Source organism: Methylobacterium frigidaeris (assembly GCF_022179185.1).
In the GTDB taxonomy this organism is placed as follows: Bacteria; Pseudomonadota; Alphaproteobacteria; order Rhizobiales; family Beijerinckiaceae; genus Methylobacterium; species Methylobacterium frigidaeris.
In genome coordinates this window covers 131293-151315 of the sequence record NZ_BPQJ01000007.1, presented here as the reverse complement: position 1 = coordinate 151315, position 20023 = coordinate 131293, and the positions used below count along the sequence as shown (strand labels likewise).

Here is a 20023-nt window from a genome sequence, read left to right as displayed (position 1 = left end):
GAATGTAATCGGTATTGATGTCGATCACTACGGTCGCGTCATAGCTTCCCTGATAATACAAAATCCGGAAGATTATTTCTGGATTTTGTATCACGCATGCAAATGTTCACATGGTCGAGCTGGCGGAGCTTCGATCTAAGCACCTCTCCCGGAAAGGAGAGGGGAACGAGTTTTTCTTTGGACGGCTTGGATCGCCGAGTGTCCTCACCCCAGCGGCAGCGGCGCCCGCGCCTCTTGCGCCGCCGCCTCCTGCCGCCAGGTCGAGGGCTGGTCCACGGCCCCCGTGCCGAGCGGGCACTGCACCATCACGCTGTCGGCCCAGCGGCCGTAGCGGTAGGCTACGGCCGGCAGGTGGCCGACCCTGGTGAAGCCGCAGGCCTCGTGCAGGCGCAAGGACGCCTCGTTCTCGGCGTCGATGTAGCCGATCATCTGGCGGTAGCCCCCGGCGGCGCAGGCCTCGATCAGCGCCGGCAGCAGGCGCCGGCCGATGCCGGCCTGGAGGTGGCCTGCATGGACGTAGATCGAGTGCTTGAGGGTGTAGCGGTAGGCCGGCCGCTTGCGGAACGGCACCGCGTAGGCGTAGCCGGCCACCATGCCGTGGCGCTCGGCCACGAGGTGGGGCAGGCGCTTGCTGCGCATGTTCTTGCGCCGGCGCTTGAGGTCGTCCGGCAGTAGCCGATCCTCCTCGAAGTCGCCGGTATCGCCGACGCCGTGGCGGATATGGTGCTCGTAGATGTCGATCATCGCCGAGACGTCCGCATCCGTGGACGGGCGGATCACGATTTCCGGCTGCGCCGGGGCCGAATCCATCAGCGCTCCTCCCGCAGCACGTAGGTGTAGAAGCGGATGCGCCCGTCCGGCTCCACCTGGCGGTAGACGCCCTGGATCTCGGCCTCGAAGCCCGGGAAGAGGTTGGCGGCGGCCTCGAACATCTTGAAGTAGTCGAGCATGGGTTTCGCCCGCGCGTCGAGTCTTTCGCCCGGCAACACGGTGCCGATGCCGGGCGGATAGACCAGCATCAAGGTCGTGGCGATCCGCCCCTCGGCCTCGGCGATCGGCACGAAGTCGACGTTGTTGCGGGTCAGCATCTGCGCCGCGGCCTTCGGCGGCATCACCATCTCCGGCAGGTGCTCGGGGGCGAATTGCTTGCGCTGCAAGGCCGAAGTTCCCGATTTCCGGTGGAAGGTGTGGTAATCGGCGCAGAGGTCGCGCAGGCGCACGCCGCCGTAGCGCTGCGGCCGGCGCCGGACGAATTCCGGCATCGCCTCTTCCAGCAGCACGTTGTCGTCGTGCAGGCGCTTGAAGGCGACGAGGCCCGAAATCAGCGTACCGGCCTTCGAGGATTCGACGCCCGGGGTCAGCAGGAAGAGCAGCGAGTTGAGGTCGTTCTTCTCCGCGACGATGCGGTTCTCGCGCAGGTACTGCGCGACGATCGGGGCCGGCACGCCGTGCTCGGTGTACTCGCCGGTCCGCCGGTCGAAGCCGGGGGTGAGCACCGTGAGCTTGTTCGGATCCGTCATGGCGTAGCCCGGCGCCACATGGGTGAAGCCGTGCCAGCCCGCGCCCGGTTTCAGCTCCCAGTGGCGCGGGTCGGAGGCGAGCTCGTCTGTCGGCAGGCTCTCCCACGGCACCTGCGCGCCGTCGGCGCCGGTCGCCATGTCGGGCACGAAGGGGTCGAAGAACCAACGCCGCTTCGGGTCGCGCTCGTTCTCCTCGAACTCCTTGCGGATCGCCCGCACCTTCTTGCGCCACTCGATCCCGAGCCGGATCGTGTCGTCCCACAGGATCATGCCGGAGCGCCCCTTCATCATCTGGGCGCCGACGTCGAGGGAGGCGAAAAGGGGGTAGAACGGCGAGGTCGAGGCGTGGACGAGGAAGCTCTCGTTGAGGCGCCGGTGCTCCACCCGCCGGGTCTGGCCGCGGATATGGCCGTCCTTGGTATGGATCTGCGAGGCTTGGCTGAAGCTGGCGAGCTGCTTGTGGGTCGATTGCGTGGCGATGATGCCGGGCGAGGTCTCGTCGAGTCCCGTCAGCCCCATGGCGTAGCGGCCCTGGAACAGGGGATGGAACTTCATGAAGCCGGCCCAGGCCTCGTCGAACAGGATGTAGTCGCAGAGATGGCCGATCCTCGCGACGATCTCGCGCGCGTCGTAGATCGTGCCGTCATAGGTGCATTGCTCGATGACCGCGACGCGGAACGGCCGCTCGCGGCGCCACGCCTCGCGGTCCTTGACCAGCGGGTTGGTGCGGATCTTCTGCCGGATGCGGTCCTCGTCCAGCGCCTCGTGGAAGATCGGGCCGATCAACCCGTAGGCGTTGCGGTCGGTTTCGAGAAAGATCGGGATGCCGCCGCCGAGGAACAGCGCGCCGTGATGCGCCGCCTTGTGGTTGTTGCGGTCGAACAGCACCAAGTCGTCCTCGGCCACCAGGGAGGACAGCACGATCTTGTTCGAGGCCGAGGTGCCGTTCAGCACGAAGTAGGTCTTCTCCGCCCCGAAGATCTGGGCCGCCTCCTTCTGCGCCTTGAGCGCCGGGCCCTCGTGGGTCAGGAGGTCGCCGAGGTCGAGGACCGAGTTGTCGAGGTCGTCGCGAAAGATCGCCTCGCCGAGGTGCTCGACGAAGATGCGGCCGATCGGCGAGCGGTTGTAGAAGATGCCGCCATTGTGGCCGGGGCAGGTCCAGAGCTGGTTGCCCTTCTCGGCGTAGTCGACCAGCGCGCCGAAGAACGGGGTCTTCAGGGTCTCGGCGTACTGCGTCACCCGGCTGACGAGGCCGCGGGCGATGAACTCGGGCGTCTCCTCGGCGAGGAAGATGTAGCCGTCGATGAAGTCGAGCAGCTCGACCGGGATGTCCTCGAGCCGCTTGCGCCGGACCATGATGACGATCGGCATCTCGAGGCCGCGCCTGCGCATCATGTCGATGAGCGCCGCTGCCTTGCCGTCGAGGCCGCGCTTGCCCCAATCCACCACCAGGCAGCCGACCGCCGCGTCGGTCTGTACTGCGATCGCCGCATCCTCGACCCGCCGCGCCCGCACCACCTCGAAGCCGCGATGCTCGACCGCCGCCACGATCTGATTGACGCGCGCGCCCTCCAGGTCGTCCGGATCGAAGGCCGGCGTGCACATCAGCACGGTGAAGCGGCGGTGGAAGTCCATCGGGCGGGGCTCCTGTCGTTTACGGAATGGCCTGCGTGTCGGCCGCTCTCGTGACGATCCGATGACAGCAGCGGCACGGCCATCGATTCAGCCGGTGCGCAGCAGGGATCCGAGGGCGGCACTGAGCGCGGCGTAGCCGCGGGCGTTCAGATGGAGCCGGTCGGCCTCGAGGCCAGTGGCGGGGTCGGGACCAAGCGCCGCGTCGCAGTCGAGGAGGGCGAGGGTCTCGATGCGGACGAGGTCCCCGATCGCGGCGTTGAGCGCGAGCCGGTCGGCCTCGCTCCGCTGAGGGAGGCTCTCGCGCCACGGCACGGTGGCGAGCACGATGACCGGCGGCGTCCAGACGGCGCGCAGAGCCGCCACCAGGGCGGCGAGCCCGGCGACGATGGTCTCAGGGCCGTCGCCGTCCGCGAAGCTGTTGGTGCCGACCATCAGAAGCGCGAGGCGGGGCCTGACGGCGAAGGCGGCCATCGCGGTGAGGCGCCAGCGGGTGATCTGCACCCGGTCCCCGGGCAGGCCGAGATTGAGGGTGGGAAGACCCGTCGCGGCCGTGAGGTCCGGCTCGGGCCACCCGGCGGCGAGCGAATCGCCGAGGATCACCGCCTCCGGCGCGGGACCGGCGGCGAGACGGGCCATCAGGGCGCGGTGGCGGCGCAGGCCGGAGGTCTTCGCCGGCGGGGCAGGGGGGCGGGCCGCGCTCACCGGGCGGGCGGCCGGCGCAGGCCCAGCCGCTCCAGCACCTGGCGGCCGATCAGCGGCGTGTAGTGCAGGTTGTCGAGCCAGGCGGGGGTCGAGCCGGCGGCGGGATCGAACGGGTAGGGATCGCCCAGGCCGGTGAGGTCGAGGACCGGACGGCCGCGGGCGGCGCCGAGCCGCATCACCGCCTCGCGCCATTGCGAGAAATCGTCGAGAAGGCCGAGCTCGGCGAGCACCCGCCGCTGCGCGTCGCTCACCGGCGAGAGGTAGACCGTCAGGTCGAGGCCGGAGAGCCGGTCGAGGGCAAGGTCGAGGCCGGCCAGGGTCTCGGGCCGGAACGGCGCGGTGGTGCGCCGGCGCGTGGCGTCGTTCGCGAGCGTCAGCGCCGCCGGCAAGGGTGGGGTGATGCGGAAGCCGGCCCTGGTCCAGGAGCCCGGGTCGTCACCGCCCGCCACCGCCGCGAGCCGGCTGTCGTCGAGCGCGTAGCGGCCGAGCACGCTGCCCATCAGCGCCGTGAGCCGGCCGCTCGGCGTCGCCAGCGCCTCGTCGAGATGCACCGGCACGCCTGGCCGCGAGAACATGTAGTAGTCGAGCCCCAGCGTCGCGCGCGCCGGCGCGCGCGACGCCACCACCGCGGCGATCACCGGCAGCTCCGTGGCGATGATCGCCGAGATGCCGGCATTGAACACGCGGGACCCCGGCACGGCCGTGACGTCGGCGGGGTCGAGGCCGTGATAGACCGTCGAGGAGCCGATGAGCGCGAGGTCGTAGGGGCGCGTCAGCGCCTGCAGCACCTTGGCCCGGCGGGTCTGCCGGTCGAGGAGGCGGCTGTTGCCGCCGGTCTCGTGCCGCCAGGGCGGATCCTGGCGAAAGACCCAGTAGGCGTCGAACCAGATCACCCGCCCGGCCACCCCGGTGACGAGGAAGGCAAGAAATACCGCGGTCAGCACCAGGAAGCGCCGCGCGAGGATTTCGCGAGCAAGGGTCTCGCGAGCCTGGGCCTCAGAAGCGAGCATAGATGAAGGCCTGGTTGGCGTCGTTGCCGACCTGCAGCAGGATCGCGGCCAGCAGCAGGGCGGTCGCGGCGGCGGCCCAGGCGCGCGGGATCAGGCGCTCCACCGCCTCGCGGGCGGTGGGGCCGAGGATCGCCAGGGCGCCGGCGCCGGCGGCGAGCGGCCAGAACGTGGCCGTACCTCCGGCATCGGAGCCGAGGCCGAGGAGCCCGCGATAGACCGCGAGTGCGGTGGCGAAATCGGGCGCACGAAACAGAACCCAGGCGAGGCAGACGAAGGTGAAGGTCGCGAGGAGGCCTGCTGCCTCCGGGAGCTTCAGCCCGGCGCGGCGCCAGAGCACGTGCAGGCCGAGCGCGATCCCGTGCGCCGCCCCCCAGGCGACGAAGGTGAGCCCGGCCCCGTGCCACAACCCGCCGAGCGCCATGGTGGCGAAGAGCGCCAGGAGCTGGCGCGGCACGCCGTGCCGGCTGCCGCCGAACGGGATGTAGAGGTAGTCGCGCAGGAAGAACGACAGGGTGATGTGCCAGCGCCGCCAGAAATCCTGGATCGAGGCCGCCCGGTAGGGTGCCCGGAAGTTCTCCGGCAGGGTGATGCCGAACAGGAGCGCCAGGCCCAGCGCCATGTCGGTGTAGCCCGAGAAATCGAAGTAGAGCTGGAGTGCGTAGCCGACCGTCGCCTGCGTCGCCGTGGCGAAATCCGGCTGCCCGCCCGATGCAGCCGCAGCCCAGAGCGGATCGACGTAAGTCCCGAGGCCGTCGCCGAGGAAAACCTTCTTGGCGAGGCCGGCGGTCAGCAGCATCAGGCCGCGGGCGGCGCGGTCCGCGGAGGGAGGCTCGGGGGCGCGCAGCTGGCCCAGGAGTTCCGAGGGCCGGACCAGGGGACCGGCGATCACTCTCGGGAAGAACGCGACGTAGACGGCATACTCGATGAGCGTCATCCGCTCCGCCGTGCCGCGCCGCAGGTCGACCAGGTAGGCGATGTGCTGGAAGGTGAAGAACGAGATGCCGAGCGGCAGCGCGAGGGAGACCTGCGGTATGTCCGCACCGGTGACGGCGTCCGCCTGCCCGGCAAAGAAGCCGAGATACTTGAAGAGGCCGAGCAGCCCGAGGTCGAGGACGATCGCGGCGGTGACGATCGCGGCGCGCGGGCTCCGCCGATAGGCCTCCCCGGCGAGCCAGTTGAGGGCGACGGAGCCGGCGAGCAGCGGCACGAAGCGAAGGTCCCACCAGCCGTAGAAGGCAAAGGACAGCGCGGCGAGCCAGGCGACGCGCCAGCCTGGCCGGCGAGCGACGCAGAGGGCGTGCAGCCCGAGCGCCACCGGCAGGAACAGCAGCAGGAACGGCAGGGAGTTGAAGGGCATGCGGCGCTCGCCGGTCGTGCCCCCGCGTTAGTGCAAATTCGACGCCAGGGAAAGGGATGCGCCCGGTGTCTCAGCGGTGCCTCGGCGGCGCTTGGGCCGCTTGTGAGCATGTTTCCGCCCTCGACGCGCCGATCCGACCTTCGTCGCAGAGTAGGTCGTCGAGTAGCCAGCACCCTCCGCAAGGCTTGGGCGCATCACCGAATTCGCCATAAAGCCGTTGCGCGGCGGCAAGCCTGCCCGATTATCAAAAGCATCTGTGGGAAATTCAGGGGTAAGTGCGCGACCATGGGTTGAAACCGCGGTACGATGCCCGATATCGCGTCTAAGCCCGTTCAACGGGTGCGTAAGTTAGGATGATTCTCCGTGTCACAAGAAGATCTGGTCCAGGAGGTCGATTTCGTCGCCCTCGCCGCCGACGTCGTATCGGCCTACGTCGCCAACAATTCCGTCCCGGCCGCCGATCTGGCCGGCCTGATCGGCACCGTGCACAGCGCCTTCGTCTCCCTCGGCCAGCCGGTCGCCAAGGAGGCCGAGAAGCCGGTTCCGCTGATGCCGATCAAGAAGACGGTGACCCCGGACTACCTGATCAGCCTCGAGGACGGCCGTCAGTACAAGTCGCTCAAGCGCCACCTGTCGACCCGCGGGCTCACCCCCGAGGAGTACCGTCGCAAGTGGGGCCTGCCGCACGACTACCCGATGGTCGCCGCCAACTACGCCGCCCAGCGCTCCGAGCTGGCGAAGAGCATCGGCCTCGGCCGGGGCCGCACCGTCGCGGCGGCGGCCAAGCGCGCCGCGTCCGACGCCGTCGTGAAGGCGCCGGCCGCCGAGGCGAAGCCGGCCGAGACCAAGACGGCCAAGCGCGGGCGCGCGCGCAGCGCGTGAGATCGTCCGGAACGGTCGCCCGGGCGGCCGTTCCGCGAAGCGTCGCGGCTGGCGGGGGCTGCCGCGACGCTCACACGAGCTCGCCGTGCCAGGCCATGAGGCCGATCGGCGGGCTCGCCGCGGCGCCCCCGTGCGTCGCGCCGATCGGGACGATCCCGGTCTCAGACGTACCCGCGCGCTGGCTGCGCCGGTACTCCCCGGGCGGGATTCCGAACGCGTCGCGAAACAGCCGGCCGGCATGGCTCGGCGAGGTGAAGCCGGCCGCGCTTGCCAGCTCGTCGATCGTACGGTCCTCGTCGGCCCGGGACAGGGAGCGGCGCAGGCGCGCCACGCGCTGCTGCTGCACGAACCGGGCGACGCCGCCCGCCGGCTCGAACAGCCGATAGAGCGCACTGCGCGACAGGCCGGCCCCGGCCGCGATCGCCGCGCTGGTCAGGCCGGGATCCCCGAGATGCCGCTCGATATAGGCGACCACCCGGGCGCGGGCGCGGCCCGCCGCGACCGGCGGCGGGAGCACGGCATTCCGGTCGCGCAAGGAGGCCAGGGTCGCGCCGAGCATCAGGCACAGCGACCCGGTCGCGGCGCCGGCGAGTTCCGGCGTCAGCGCCGCCGCATGCGCGGCCAACGAGCGCGCGAAGTCGAGCACCAGCCCCGCCTCGCGCCGGCCGAGAACCAGGCCGTGCAGGTCGAGGCCGTCCAGCGTCGCGGCATCGAGCCGGTCGCGGGCGATCGCGGCGGTGACGATGTGCGCGCCCTCGGTCCAGGTCCGCTGCGGCCGGGTGAGGTCGAACAGGGCCATGCTCCCGGCCTCGACCCGACGGATCGCGCCCGGCACCTCCAGCATCATGCTGCCCGCGAGGACGAGGTGGAAGGTGACGTGGTCGAAGCCGTCGCGGGCGACCCGGCTGGGCGCGCGGGCATGCGACACGCCGGCGAGACGCCGGTCGAAGAGCAGCATCCGCGGCAGCCGGTGGGCGACGACCTCGGTTCGCAACGGGCCGGCGAAGGTGTCGCCCAGTCGGTCGACATCGGTGCCGCCGCTGTAGAGCGCGCGATAAGCCTCGAAGGCGGCGTCCGCGGGGGACGTGCCGGAGATGCCCGGTGCAACGGTACCCGGCCCGAAGGTGCTTGGCCCGAGAGTGATCGTGTCCATCGCGGTGGTGGGCCCGCTCAGCGGGCGGTCCGCGCCCGTTCGGTCGTGTGCGTCGTGAGGTAACGCGCACTCAGCAGAAGGGCAACGATTCCCGTTACGTAAGCGAGGCCGCTGGTCGCCAGCAGGGCGCGCCCGAGCCCCGCCTCGCCGAAGACGCGGTCGGCCATGAGGCCGACCAGCGGCGGACCGAGCCCGAACCCCGCGAGCGTGATGCCGGCCATGAACGGGGCAGTGACGCGGCCGCGCAGGGACCGGGGCGTCATGATCTGCAGCCCCGCGAGCGTCGTCACGGAGCCGATGCCGAGGCCGAAAACCAGTGCGGCGAGCGCGGCCGTCGCGAGGGCGAGGTTGTCCGCGAGGCAGACGGCGGCCGAGAGCGGCAGCGTGCCGACGAGGACGCCGAGCAGCAGCCGCCCGCCGGGCAGGTCTCCCCTGGTCCTGCGATCGAGGAGGCGCCCGCCGGCGAACTGGCCGAGCGGCGCGGCGAGCACCACGACGGCCCCGAACAACATCCCGGCCGAGGATAGCGGCAGGCCGAAATGGCGCACGAGCAGCGTCACCGCCCAGGCATTGGTGGTCTGCACCACCAGGGTCACGGCTCCCCCCGCGACGATCATGGCGCCGTAGCGCCCGGCATGGCGGGCGAGCCACGGCCCGACCCGCACCGGCTTGGGTGGTCGCGAGCCGCCGCGGCCGGGATCCTCCCACCGCAGCAGCAGGGCGACGACGACGATGTTCGGCACGGCGCTGAGGACGAACAGCACCCGCCAGGCCGCGACCGGCGCGGGGACACCCATCACCGGCACCATGGCGGGCAGCAGGGCGAGGAGGCCGCCGCCCAGGACCAGGGCCGTGCCTCGCCCCAGGACGGCGCCGGCGGTGTAGAGCGAGACGCCGTGCCCGATCCGGTCCCGCGGCTGCCGCGCGGCGATGAGCGCGAGGGCGGCCGGGGTGAGCACGGCCTGGCCGAGACCGAGCAGCAGTCGGGCAAGGACGAACTCGGCGAGATCGGTCGCCAGCCCGCAGGTCAGGGAGGCGAGGCTCCAGACCAGGATCCCGGCCGCCATCAGGCGCGGGCGGTGGACGCGGTCGACCAGGGGACCGGCCATGAGGGACGCCGCGGCGAAGGCCACCACGAAGGCGGTGCCCTGGGCGAGGCCGAGCTCGAAGTCGCTCAAGCCGAGGTCCGCCTTGATCGCCGGGGCGACCAGGGCGGCGATGAACCGGTCCGCGAACGCGAGGAAATGGGCGCCGGCGAGCAGCCAGACGCCCGGCCAGGCCGGGGTCAGGAGGGCGCGCATCGGGCTGCCGATCAACTCGCCGGGACGAGGCGGTACGCAGCGGGATCGGGTTGGAGCTCGGCCATCGAGGGCGGTCCTTGAGTCTCGGGAGCGGCGGACCGCGCGGTGCCGGAGTCCTGACCCAGCGTCGCCCGCCTGGGCAACGGGCTTGCCAGCATGGCCGGCCTGCGCTCTTGTCGCGGCCGGGTGGCGCGGGCCGAGGGCACGCCGGGCGCGCCGGGGCCCGCAAGGCCGACCCCCCGAGTGCCGCGCCCGCGGGCTCGAGAGCCCTCGCGGGCCCCCATCTCCGGAGCCCCCATGGATCAGGCCAAGCTCGCGGCCCTTCGTGCCCGCTACCTCGACGCGACCGGCGGCGACATCGACGATCCGGATTTCGCGAAGGCGGCGGCGCAGCAATTCAGCGAGAGCGACCGGCGCAAGTGGCCCTTCGCGGACCCGGCGACATTCCTCGACCTGCCGTTCCGCCCCGAGGCCGCGACCCTGCCCGATTTCGGCGGCCTCGACGTGGCGCTGATCGGCGTGCCGATGGATCTCGGCGTCACCAACCGGGCGGGCGCCCGCCACGGGCCGCGGGCGGTGCGGGCGGTGGAGCGCATCGGCCCCTACGAGCACGTGCTGCGGATCACCCCGGCGGCGGAGCTGCAGGCGGCCGATATCGGCGACGTGCCGTTCCGCAGCCGCTTCTCCCTCGAGAGCTGCCACGAGGACATCGAGGCGTTCTTCGCCACCGTGGTCAAGGCGGGCGTCGTCCCCCTCGCGGTCGGCGGCGACCACTCGATCAGCCGCGCGACCCTGCGGGCGGTGGGCGCCGCGCGTCCGGTCGGCATGATCCACATCGACGCCCATTGCGACACCGGCGGCGTCTACGAGGGCTCGAAGTTTCACCACGGCGGGCCGTTCCGCCAGGCGGTGCTCGACGGCGTGCTCGATCCCGCGCGCACGATCCAGATCGGCATCCGCGGCGGCGCCGAGTACCTGTGGGAGTTCTCGTATGTCTCCGGCATGACGGTGATCCACGCCGAGGAGGTGCCGCAGCTCGGGCTGCCGGCGGTGATCGCCCGGGCCCGGGAGGTCGCGGGCGACGGCCCCACCTACATCTCCTTCGACGTCGACAGCCTCGATCCGGGCTTCGCCCCGGGCACCGGCACGCCCGAGATGGGCGGCCTCACGCCCCGCGAGGTGCTGGCACTGCTGCGGGGGCTGGCCGGCCTGAACGTCGTCGGCGGCGACGTGGTCGAGGTGGCGCCGCAATACGATTCGACCAGCAACACGGCGCAATGCGCCGCGCAGGTGCTGTTCGAGTTGCTGTGCCTGGTGGCGGCGGGGCGGCGGGGCTAGCTACCGCCCCGCGGGCCGGGGCCTCATCCCCCGGCCACGCCCTGCGTGTCGACGTAGAGCGCGTAGAGCGACTGGCTCGCCGCCATGAACAGCCGGTTGCGGTGGCGGCCGCCGAAGCAGACGTTGGCGCAGCGCTCCGGCAGGCGGATGCGGCCGATCAGGGTGCCTTCGGGATTGTAGACCATCACCCCGTCGAGGGCGTCCGTGCCCATGCCCCAGCCGCACCACAGGTTGCCGTCGGTGTCGCAGCGGAAGCCGTCCGGCGTGCCGGGGCCGGCATCGATGTGGACGCGCTGGTTCGTCAGGCGCCCGCCGGAGACGTCGAAGGCGAGGATGCGGCGGTTCGGTTGCGCCCGCGACTCGACGAGGTAGAGGATCGATTCGTCGGGGGAGAAGCACAGGCCGTTCGGCCCGGCGAGGTCGGTCGCCACCGCCGCCAGCACCCCGGTCGCCGGATCGAGGCGGTAGACGTTCTGGGGCGATTCCGGCTCGGCCCGCTCGCCCTCGTAATTGCCGAGGATGCCGAAGGGCGGGTCGGTGAACCAGACCGCGCCGTCGGAGGCCACCACGACGTCGTTCGGGGAATTCAGGCGCTTGCCCTCGTACGAGTCGGCCAGCACCGTGATGCTGCCGTCGTACTCGGTGCGCGTCACCCGCCGCCCGCCATGCTCGCAGGTGACGAGACGGCCCTGGCGGTCGCGGGTGTTGCCGTTGGCGAAGTTCGACGGCTTGCGGAAGACCGAGACCGCGCCGCTCTCCTCGTCGAAGCGCAGGATGCGGTTGTTCGGGATGTCGCTCCACAGGAGGTAGCGCCCGTCGCCGAACCAGACCGGGCCCTCGCTCCAGCGGCAGCCGGTGGCCAGGCGCTCGACCCCGGCGCTGAACACCCGGTAGCGGGCGAAGGAGGGGTCGATGACCTCGATGGCGGGGTCGGGATACCGGGTCGTCGGCGTCCACACGGGGGCTTCCCTCCTGTCGTTTCTTCGTGCGACGGACCATCGCGGTCCGCCGCGCCGGATGCAAGGCGTTCCTCGAGAAGCCCGGCCCGTCCGCGCCCGCCGCCAGCGGCCGGCTGTCCCGGCGCTCGCGAGCGCGCTGGCCCACCACGTCGGACGATCCTCGACGACGGACCGTCGCTCCTCGATGATGGAGCGTGACCCGCGCCGCCCGGGGGGAGCACCACCAACGATGAAGCAGGAGGAAGCATGAGCGAGGCAGCGGGAATTCGGGTCGCCCTGTCGGGGGCGGGGGGACAGATCGGGGAGGTGCTGCGGCCGCGGCTCCTCGCCGCCGGCATCGTCCTGCGCTCCGGTGGAGGGCCGACGGCGCTGACGCCGCTCTCGGAGTCCGAGACCGTGACGACCGGCGACCTGCGCGAGCCCGAGGCGGTCGACCGGCTGCTCGAAGGGACGGAGGTCCTGGTGCACATGGCCGGCACCAGCGTCGAGAAACCGCTGCCGGAGGTGATCGAGAACAACTTGCGTGCCCTGCAGGCGGTCTACGAGGGCGCCCGCCGCCACGGCGTGCGCCGGGTGGTGTTCGCCAGCTCCAACCACGCCTTCGGCATGCACTCGGTGAACGAGCGACTCGCGATCGACGCGCCGTTCCGGCCCGACGGCGCCTACGGCCTGAGCAAGGCCTGGGGCGAGCTGATGGGCCAGATGTACTGGGACCGGCACGGCATCGAGGGCGTCGCCCTCCGCATCGGCAGCGCCCTGCCGCGGCCGACGGAGTTCCGCCATCTCTCGACCTGGCTCGGCCACGACGACCTCGCCCAGCTCGTGCTGCGCAGCATCGTGGCGCCGATCCCCGGCTACGTCGCGGTCTGGGGCGCCTCGAACAACCCGCGCAGCTACTGGGACAACACGGCCGCCGCCGCGGCGATCGGCTACCGGCCGACCCAGTCGGCGGAGGACTACGCCGACGAGATTCTCGCCCGGGAGAATCCCCTCGATCCAGTCGCCCGCACCCTCCAGGGCGGCAGCTTCACGACGATCGACTACACGCCGCAAGCCGAGCGGCCGAGGCGGACGAGGGACTGAGGCCCGCCACGTCCGGCCCCTCCCCCTCCGTGGGGGAGGGGCCGGACGCAGGTGGGCGACCGCCCGGTGAGCGTCGCGAACGCGACACCCCATCAAGGGCGTCCGGCACCTGACGAATCCAATCTGTCACCTCCCGGCTCCGGCAAGCCCAGCAGCCGCGCCAGATCCGGCGCCGCGCCCCCCGCCAGGAGGTCGGCCAAGGTGTAGCCGTCGAGCACCGCCAGGAAGGCGGCGAGCGCCTCGGCCAGGGCGTGGCGCAGGCGGCAGGCCGGGGTGATGGCGCAGGCCCCGTCGCCGAAGCACGCGACCAGAGCCAGGTCCTCCTCCGTCTGCCGCACCACCGCGCCGACCACGATCTCGCTGGGGCGAAGCGCCAGGCGCAGGCCCCCGCCGCGGCCGCGGATGGTGCGCACCAGGCCGAGGCGGCCGAGCTGGTGCACCACCTTGGTCAGGTGGTTCTCGGAGATGCCGTAGGCCCGGGCGATCTCGGCGATCGAGCTCTGCCGCGGCTCGTTGGCGCCGAGATACAGCAAGGTGCGCAGGGCGTAGTCGGTGTAGCGCGTCAGGCGCATGGGAGCCTCGCCCGCCTCATAACATGTAAATCCTATGCACCTTCAAAAGGCGATCTTATAAGGTGTATGGGAAATATACCTTTGAGAGCCGCCATGCCGTCCTCGCTGAGCCCCGCCACCATCGCCCTCGTCAAGGCCACCGTGCCGGCCCTCGAGGCGCACGGCCTCGCGATCACCCGGCGGATGTACGAGCGCCTGTTCCAGGATCCGGCGATCCGCGACCTGTTCAACCAGTCGCATCACGGCGAGACCGGCTCCCAGCCCAAGGCTCTGGCCAACGCGGTGCTGGCCTATGCGCGCAACATCGACAATCTCGGCGCGCTCTCCGGCGCGGTCGAACGCATCGCCCAGAAGCACGTCACCCTGGCGATTCAGCCGGCCCACTACGCATCCGTCGCCGAGGCGCTGCTCGGGGCGATCCAGGACGTGCTCGGCGACGCCGCGACCCCGGAAATCTGCGCCGCCTGGGGCGAGGCCTACTGGTACCTCGCCGACATCCTGATCGATCGCGAGGCCGCGATCTACCACGATCATGAATCGCGGCCCGGCGGCTGGACCGGCTGGCGCGACTTCCGCATCGAGAGCGTGATCCTCGAGAGCGAGACGATCCGCTCCTTCGTGCTGGTCCCGGTGGATGGAGGCCCCGTGCTGCGCCACCAGCCCGGCCAGTCTCTCGGGATCCGGCTCGACCTGCCCGGACACGGCGTGCTCAAGCGCAACTACTCGGTCTCCTGCGCGCCGAACGACCGCGCCTACCGCGTCACCGTGAAGCGCGAGGCGACGCCCGGCCGGCCCACCGGCCTTGTCTCGTCCTGGTTGCACGAGGCGGCCCATCCCGGCACGGTGCTGAGCGTCGCGGCGCCCGCCGGCGACTTCGTGCTTGATCGCGGCTCGTCGGCACCGGTGGTGCTGGTGAGCGGCGGCGTCGGCCTCACCCCGATGATGAGCATGCTGGAGACGATCCACGCCGAAACGCCCGAGCGGCCGACCTGGTACGTCCACGGGGCGCTGAACGGCCGGGTCCACGCCATGGCCGGGCGCGCCCGGCAGCTCGCCGCCGATCGCCCGGCGATCCGCCTGCACACTCTGTACGAGGCGCCGGAGGCCGGCGACCGGCTGGGCGTCGCTTACGATGCGGCCGGCCGCATCACCCCCGACTGGCTCGTCGCCCACACCCCGGCGGCGGAGGCGACCTACTACCTGTGCGGCCCGAAACCCTTTCTCGCCAGCCTGGTCCACGGCCTCGCCCGCCTCGGTGTACCGGCGGAGCGCATCCGGTACGAGTTCTTCGGGCCGGCGGACGAGCTGGACGAGGAAAACACCCGCATGGCGGCGTAGGGACAAATCGCCGGCCCTTCTTGCGTCGCTCTCCCGTCCCACTCGCGACGTCAGGATGAGGTCGCGAGAGAGGATCGGTGCTTGTTCGGCACGGGGTTGGCAGGGCCTCACGCCTCCGCCAGCACCCGCGCATTCTCCCGGATCGCCGCCTCGCTGACCGTGATCCCGAGCCCCGGGGCCTGAGGCACCACCACGTCGCCGGCCTCGACCGGCACCCGCGCCTCCAGCACGTCCTCGGTCAGCACGTGGTGGGGCATGTAGAACTCGCAGCCCAGCGAAATACCGGGGGTGGCGGCGATGAGCTGGGTGCCGGCGGCGAGCGCGATGCCGCCCTCCCACAGGGTGCCGCCGTAGCCCGGCAGGCCCGCGGTCTCGGCGATCGCCATCAGCGCTTGCGCCTTCAGCATCCCGCCGCACTTCATCAGCTTCACCGAGACCGCGTCGGCGGCCCGGCGCCGCACGACCTCGAGCGCGTCGGCGGCGTTGAAGCAGCTCTCGTCCGCGAGGATCGGGGTGTCGAGGGCGGCGGTGAGATCCGCCATCGCGTCGAGGTGGCGGCGGGCCACCGGCTGCTCGATGAAGGTCGGCCGAAAAACCTCGACGTCGCGCAAGGTCCGCAGCGCCCCGAACGGCGCCAGCGCCTGGTTGTAATCGACCCTGAGGTCGATGCGCTCACCGAAGGCCGCCCGCATGGCCTCCAGATGGGCGAGGTCCTCGGTATGGGACTTCACCCCGGTCTTCACCTTGAACAGGCGGTGGCCCTCCGCCGTCATGGCGTGCATGCGGGCGAGGTCGGCGTCGAAATCCGGATCGGCGACCGAGAACGAGAGCGGGATCCTGTCCCGCACCCGGCCGCCCAGCAGCTCGGCCACCGGCAGGCCTGCGGCGCGGCCGAGGATGTCGAACAGGGCCATCTCGACGGCCGCCTTGGCGTCGGTGTGGCCGGTGAGCGCCCGGTCGAGATCGGCGGCGAGCGCCCGCACGGACCTCGCCGAGCGGCCGAGGATCAGCGGGCGCAGGTAGGTATCGAGGGCCGAGAAGGCGCCTTCGGCGGTACCGGTGAACACCTCCCACGGCGCCGCCTCGCCCCAGCCGACGATGCCCTCCCGGGTGGTCAGGCGCAGGAGGACCCGCTTCACCGTGCCCTTGACGTCGCCGACGCCCTGGCGGCGCGCCATCCTGATCGGACTCTCGATCAGGACGACGCGCAGGTGCTCGATGACGAGCGGGTCGGTGAGGGGAATGCGGCTCACGTGAGCCCTCCATCGACGTGGATGACCTGGCCGGTGACGTAGGAGGCGGACGGCGAGGCGAGGAAGGCGATCACGCCGGCGATCTCCGCCGGATCGGCCCGGCGGCCGAGGGGAATGGCGGATTCGAGGGTCGCGATCGCCTCCGCCGACAGCGCCCCGGCGCGGCCCGGATCCTTGCGGGTCAGGCCCGGCGCCACGGCGTTGACGGTGATGCCGTCCGGGGCGAGTTCGCGGGCGAGGCTCCGCACCAGGGCCTCCAGGGCGGCGCGGCCGGCGGAGGAGGCCGCGAACAGGCCGAGATCGGCTCGATAGAGATGGGCGACGTAGGAAGAGACCGCGACGATCCGCGGCGCATGGCCTGCCCGCAGCAGCGGCACGGAGCTTTGCGCGAGGCGCAGGAACGAATCGGCCGAGAGGGCGAGCGCGCTCGCGAGGCCGCCCGGATCGAGCGCGAGCGCTCCGCCCCTTTGCGCCTTGCCGGCGGCGGCCACCACGGCGTCGAGGCGCCCGAAGGTCTCGGCAGCGAGCGCCACGCCGCGCGGGCCGGTCTCCGGATCGGCGAGGTCGCCGAGCCAGGTCGCCACCGCGGCGCCCCGGGCGCGGGCGGCCTCCGCCACCTCCGCGAGGCCCGTCGCGTTGCGGCCGCTATGCAGCACCAGGCCGTGGCCGGGTGCAGCGAGGGCCAGAGCCGTGGCGCGGCCGATGCCGCTCCCCGCCCCCGTCACCAGGGCGACCCGGGTCATGGGGTCACCGTCTCGCCGCGGCGGTGGAAATGGGCCAGGAAGGCCCGGGTGTCGGGGTGCCGCGGCGCGTCGATCAGGGTGCGGGCCGGGCCCTCCTCGACCACGACGCCGTCGCGCAGGAAGACCACCCGGTCGGCGACCTCGCGGGCGAAGGCGATCTCGTGGGTGACGATCACCATGGTCATGCCGTCGGCGGCGAGCGCCCGCATCACGCCCAAGACCTCGCCGACCAGCTCCGGGTCGAGGGCCGAGGTCGCCTCGTCGAACAGCATCACCTCGGGCTCCATGGCGAGCGCCCGCGCGATGGCGACGCGCTGCTTCTGCCCGCCCGACAGGCGGCTCGGATACTGCTCGGCCTTGTCGGCGAGGCCGACCTTGTCGAGCAGTGCCCGCGCCCGCGCCTCAGCCTCCGCCTTGGGCAGGCGCTGCACGGTGACCGGCCCCTCCATGACGTTCTGGAGGGCGGTGAGGTGCGGAAAGAGGTTGAAGTGCTGGAACACCATGCCGGTCCCGGCACGGAACCGCGCCAGGGCCTTCGTCCCCGGCAATCGGGTGCCCGGGCCGAATCGGAACGCATCGGCCCCGACCCGGACCTCGCCGGCATCCGGCACCACCAGCAGGTTGATGCAGCGGAGCAGCGTCGACTTGCCGGAGCCCGACGGCCCGATCAGCGCCACCACCCCGCCCGCCGGCACGGTGAGCGACACGTCCTTGAGCACCGCATGCGCGCCGAAGCTCTTGGCGAGATGTGCGATCGCGATCTTCGGAACTGAGCTCTCTGCCATGGCCGCCCTCAATCGCTGGTGGCGAGGCGCCGCTCGCCCCGGCGCACGATCCAGGTGAGCGGGTAGAGCGCCGCGAAGTACAGCACCGCCACGAGCGTGTAGATCTCCAGCGGGCGATAGCTGTCATGTGCCGCGACCTGGCCCTGATAGAGCAGGTCCGGCACCGCCAGCACCGAGACCAGCGAGGTGTTCTTGAACTGGATGATCGACTGGTTCATCAGCGGCGGCACCATGCGCTTGAGCGCCTGGGGCAGGATGATCCGGCGCAGGCTCTGCGCCGGGGTCATGCCGAGGGCCGCCGCCGCCTCGCCCTGGCCGCGGTCGATCGACACGATGCCGCCGCGGATGATCTCGGCGTAGAACGAGCCGCCGTAGAGCGAGAGCGCCAGCACCGAGGCGCCGATTGCCGAGATCTCGATCCCCGCGAGGATCGGCAGGGCGTAGTAGAACCACACCAGCTGCACCAGGAGCGGGGTGCAGCGGAACACTTCGATATAGGCGTTGCTGAGCCAGCGCAGGGGCGCGAGATGCGAGAGCTTCGCCAGGCCGGCGCCTAAGCCGACCAGGAGCCCGATCACCACGATCGCGACCGTGAAGGCCGCGGTGACGCCGAGCCCCTGGACGAACAGCCAGCGATAGGTCCAGAGCGAGCCGAAATCCCAAGTGTACATGTCAATTCCAGGTGTACCTATCAGGCCGGCCCACGCCCCTGCCGGCTCACAGCGAGACGCCGGCCGGCATGTCGGCCTCGGACACGCCCACCAGCTCCATGTTCGACACGATGGTCTGGCGGATGAAGCCGAGGCCCCTGTTGTAGTCGATCCAGGTGTTGACGAAGTCGCGCAGGGTCTTGTCGCGCTCGCGCCGGAAGCCGGCATTCGAGGTAGTGGCGAAGACCGGGTTCGGCACGACCAACTGGCCGAGGGCCGGGTTCTTCTTCAGAACGGTCATCGCCAGCATCAGGACCAGGCATTGCGCGTCGACCCGGCCGGTCGAGAGCGCCAGCGTCGCCTCGTCGGCGGACTTGAAGCGCACGACCTGCGCCTTGGGGCAGAGCCGGGTCACGGCGGCGTCGTGCGAGGAGCCGACATCGACCGCGAGCTTCACGTCGGGGCTGTTCAGCTCGGCCCAGGTCTTCGGGGCAAAGCCCTTCTTGGCGATCACCGTGAAGGCGTTGCTGAACACCGGCACCGAGAAGTCGACCACCAGCGCCCGCTTCGGGGTCGGGTTGAGGCCGAAGAACAGGTCGATCTTGTTGGCCTGGAGGTCGAGCACCGCGTTGCCCCAGGTGGTCTCGGACAGTTCCAGCTCCGCCTCGAGCTCGGCGGCGAGCGCCTTCGCCATGTCGACGTAGAAGCCGCGCCACTGCCCGGTGGCAATGTCCTTCTGGTAGTACGGCGCGCCGCCGGCCACCGCCGCGGTGCGGAGCTTCTTGGTGCGGCGGATCCGGTCGAAGGCGCTCTCGGACGCGTCCTGCGCCACGGCCGGGGTTACGAGCGCGGAGGCAGCCGCCCCCGCCGCCATGGTGCCGGCCCCGACCAGGCCTGCCAGCGATCTGCGCGACAGCATCACGAAAATTCCTTCTCCACGAACGTTCCTTGCGGTCGCGCTAGCACGTGGCGGGCCAGAGGCCACGGGGTAGGGTGGTTTAATCCATCGGCATGCGCGTGCCGAAGGTGTGACGAGGGGAGACGACCATATGACGGAGGACAAAGCCATCGACGCGGCGATCATCAGTCGGCGCAGCGTCCGGGGCTTCCGGCCCGATCCGGTGCCGGAGGCGACGATCCGCGAGTTGATCGCGCTCGCCGGCCGGGCGCCGAGCGGCAGCAACATCCAACCCTGGAAGGTCCACGTCGTCACCGGCCGGGCCCTCCGGCGCCTCACCGGCGCGCTCACGGCGGCGCACGAGAGCGACGCGCCGGAGGCCCGGGAATACGAGTACTACCCGGTCGACTGGCGCGACCCGTATCTCGGGCGCCGGCGCGCCCTCGGCTGGCAGCTCTACGGGCTGGCCGGGATCGAAAAGGGCGACCGGGAGGGCGCGAAGCGCCAAATGGGTCGCAACTTCGTGTTCTTCGGCGCCCCCGTCGGCCTCGTCTTCACCATCGACCGCGACATGGAGCAGGGCAGCTGGCTCGATTACGGGATGTTCCTGCAGACCCTGATGCTGGCCGCCCGCGGCCGCGGCCTCGATACCTGCCCGCAGGCGGCGATCGCGAGCTATCCGGGCGTGGTGCGGGCCCAGCTCGGGGTGCCGGAGAGCGAGATGGTGGTGTGCGGGATGGCTCTGGGTTTTGCCGATCCGGGCGAGCCGGTGAATGCATTACGGGCGGAGCGGGAGCCGGTGGAGGCGTATACGGTGTTCCACGATCATTGATCGGTTGCTCGG

At 71.3% G+C, this 20023-nt stretch carries 19 protein-coding genes; 5 read left to right on the top strand and 14 right to left on the bottom strand.

What is annotated here, in order from left to right:
• Positions 1-204: 204 nt before the first annotated feature.
• The 5 genes from MFF64_RS09940 to MFF64_RS09920 form a co-directional block, all read right to left on the bottom strand.
• Positions 205-810 carry a GNAT family N-acetyltransferase gene (locus MFF64_RS09940; protein ID WP_099901191.1) on the bottom strand — a complete coding sequence of 202 codons (606 nt, stop codon included), beginning with the start codon at positions 808-810 and terminating at the stop codon, positions 205-207.
• On the bottom strand, positions 810-3155 hold the full coding sequence (locus tag MFF64_RS09935; RefSeq protein WP_238190610.1) for an Orn/Lys/Arg family decarboxylase: 2346 nt from the start codon (positions 3153-3155) through the stop codon (positions 810-812). Before MFF64_RS09935 ends, MFF64_RS09940 begins: the two co-directional genes overlap by 1 nt.
• Positions 3156-3242: 87 nt before the next feature.
• Positions 3243-3857 (bottom strand): SGNH/GDSL hydrolase family protein, encoded by a 615-nt coding sequence (locus MFF64_RS09930; RefSeq protein WP_238190609.1) that lies wholly within the window; start codon positions 3855-3857, stop codon positions 3243-3245.
• Positions 3854-4867 carry a hypothetical protein gene (locus MFF64_RS09925; protein ID WP_099904885.1) on the bottom strand — a complete coding sequence of 338 codons (1014 nt, stop codon included), beginning with the start codon at positions 4865-4867 and terminating at the stop codon, positions 3854-3856. Before MFF64_RS09925 ends, MFF64_RS09930 begins: the two co-directional genes overlap by 4 nt.
• Complete coding sequence (locus MFF64_RS09920; RefSeq protein WP_099904887.1) at positions 4854-6224, bottom strand: MBOAT family O-acyltransferase; 1371 nt, start codon at positions 6222-6224, stop codon at positions 4854-4856. Before MFF64_RS09920 ends, MFF64_RS09925 begins: the two co-directional genes overlap by 14 nt.
• 363 nt (positions 6225-6587) lie before the next feature.
• Here MFF64_RS09920 and MFF64_RS09915 point away from each other — a divergent pair, with 363 nt between their 5' ends.
• Positions 6588-7106 carry a Ros/MucR family transcriptional regulator gene (locus MFF64_RS09915; protein ID WP_238190607.1) on the top strand — a complete coding sequence of 173 codons (519 nt, stop codon included), beginning with the start codon at positions 6588-6590 and terminating at the stop codon, positions 7104-7106.
• Positions 7107-7176: 70 nt separating this feature from the next.
• Here MFF64_RS09915 and MFF64_RS09910 read toward each other — a convergent pair whose 3' ends face one another.
• Both MFF64_RS09910 and MFF64_RS09905 read right to left on the bottom strand, forming a co-directional pair.
• Complete coding sequence (locus MFF64_RS09910) at positions 7177-8259, bottom strand: helix-turn-helix domain-containing protein (protein WP_099901817.1); 1083 nt, start codon at positions 8257-8259, stop codon at positions 7177-7179.
• 17 nt (positions 8260-8276) lie between these two features.
• Positions 8277-9560: an MFS transporter gene (locus MFF64_RS09905; RefSeq protein WP_238190605.1), complete on the bottom strand. Its 1284-nt coding sequence runs from the start codon at positions 9558-9560 to the stop codon at positions 8277-8279.
• Between the two features lie 297 nt (positions 9561-9857).
• Here MFF64_RS09905 and speB point away from each other — a divergent pair, with 297 nt between their 5' ends.
• A complete protein-coding gene (gene speB, locus MFF64_RS09900) occupies positions 9858-10898 on the top strand; it encodes an agmatinase (protein ID WP_099902988.1) in 1041 nt (346 codons plus the stop codon).
• 23 nt (positions 10899-10921) lie between these two features.
• Here speB and MFF64_RS09895 read toward each other — a convergent pair whose 3' ends face one another.
• Positions 10922-11857, bottom strand: a complete 936-nt coding sequence (locus tag MFF64_RS09895) for an SMP-30/gluconolactonase/LRE family protein (RefSeq protein ID WP_099902986.1) — start codon at positions 11855-11857, stop codon at positions 10922-10924.
• A gap of 246 nt (positions 11858-12103) precedes the next feature.
• Here MFF64_RS09895 and MFF64_RS09890 point away from each other — a divergent pair, with 246 nt between their 5' ends.
• Entirely contained in the window at positions 12104-12940 is an 837-nt protein-coding gene (locus tag MFF64_RS09890) for an NAD-dependent epimerase/dehydratase family protein (RefSeq protein WP_238190603.1), read from the top strand.
• Positions 12941-13032: 92 nt separating this feature from the next.
• Here the strand turns inward: MFF64_RS09890 and MFF64_RS09885 are convergent, their stop codons facing one another.
• Positions 13033-13512 (bottom strand): Rrf2 family transcriptional regulator, encoded by a 480-nt coding sequence (locus MFF64_RS09885; RefSeq protein ID WP_238190601.1) that lies wholly within the window; start codon positions 13510-13512, stop codon positions 13033-13035.
• Positions 13513-13605: 93 nt separating this feature from the next.
• Here MFF64_RS09885 and hmpA point away from each other — a divergent pair, with 93 nt between their 5' ends.
• On the top strand, positions 13606-14850 hold the full coding sequence (gene hmpA, locus MFF64_RS09880) for an NO-inducible flavohemoprotein (protein WP_238190599.1): 1245 nt from the start codon (positions 13606-13608) through the stop codon (positions 14848-14850).
• 107 nt (positions 14851-14957) lie between these two features.
• On the opposite strand, the gene MFF64_RS09875 is transcribed toward hmpA, so the two are convergent.
• The 5 genes from MFF64_RS09875 to MFF64_RS09855 all read right to left on the bottom strand — a co-directional run bounded on the left by MFF64_RS09875 (position 14958) and on the right by MFF64_RS09855 (position 19200).
• Positions 14958-16028, bottom strand: a complete 1071-nt coding sequence (locus MFF64_RS09875; protein WP_099902095.1) for an enolase C-terminal domain-like protein — start codon at positions 16026-16028, stop codon at positions 14958-14960.
• 71 nt (positions 16029-16099) lie between these two features.
• Positions 16100-16846: an SDR family NAD(P)-dependent oxidoreductase gene (locus MFF64_RS09870; RefSeq protein ID WP_238190595.1), complete on the bottom strand. Its 747-nt coding sequence runs from the start codon at positions 16844-16846 to the stop codon at positions 16100-16102.
• Entirely contained in the window at positions 16843-17631 is a 789-nt protein-coding gene (locus MFF64_RS09865; protein WP_238190593.1) for an amino acid ABC transporter ATP-binding protein, read from the bottom strand. Before MFF64_RS09865 ends, MFF64_RS09870 begins: the two co-directional genes overlap by 4 nt.
• An 8-nt stretch (positions 17632-17639) precedes the next feature.
• The gene (locus MFF64_RS09860) at positions 17640-18302 is read right to left on the bottom strand and encodes an amino acid ABC transporter permease (protein WP_099901233.1); all 663 of its coding nucleotides are present in this window, start codon (positions 18300-18302) and stop codon (positions 17640-17642) included.
• 46 nt (positions 18303-18348) lie between these two features.
• Positions 18349-19200: a transporter substrate-binding domain-containing protein gene (locus tag MFF64_RS09855; protein ID WP_238190591.1), complete on the bottom strand. Its 852-nt coding sequence runs from the start codon at positions 19198-19200 to the stop codon at positions 18349-18351.
• 130 nt (positions 19201-19330) lie between these two features.
• On the opposite strand from MFF64_RS09855, the gene MFF64_RS09850 reads away from it, so the two are divergent.
• Entirely contained in the window at positions 19331-20011 is a 681-nt protein-coding gene (locus tag MFF64_RS09850) for a nitroreductase (RefSeq protein ID WP_099901116.1), read from the top strand.
• Positions 20012-20023: the final 12 nt, after the last annotated feature.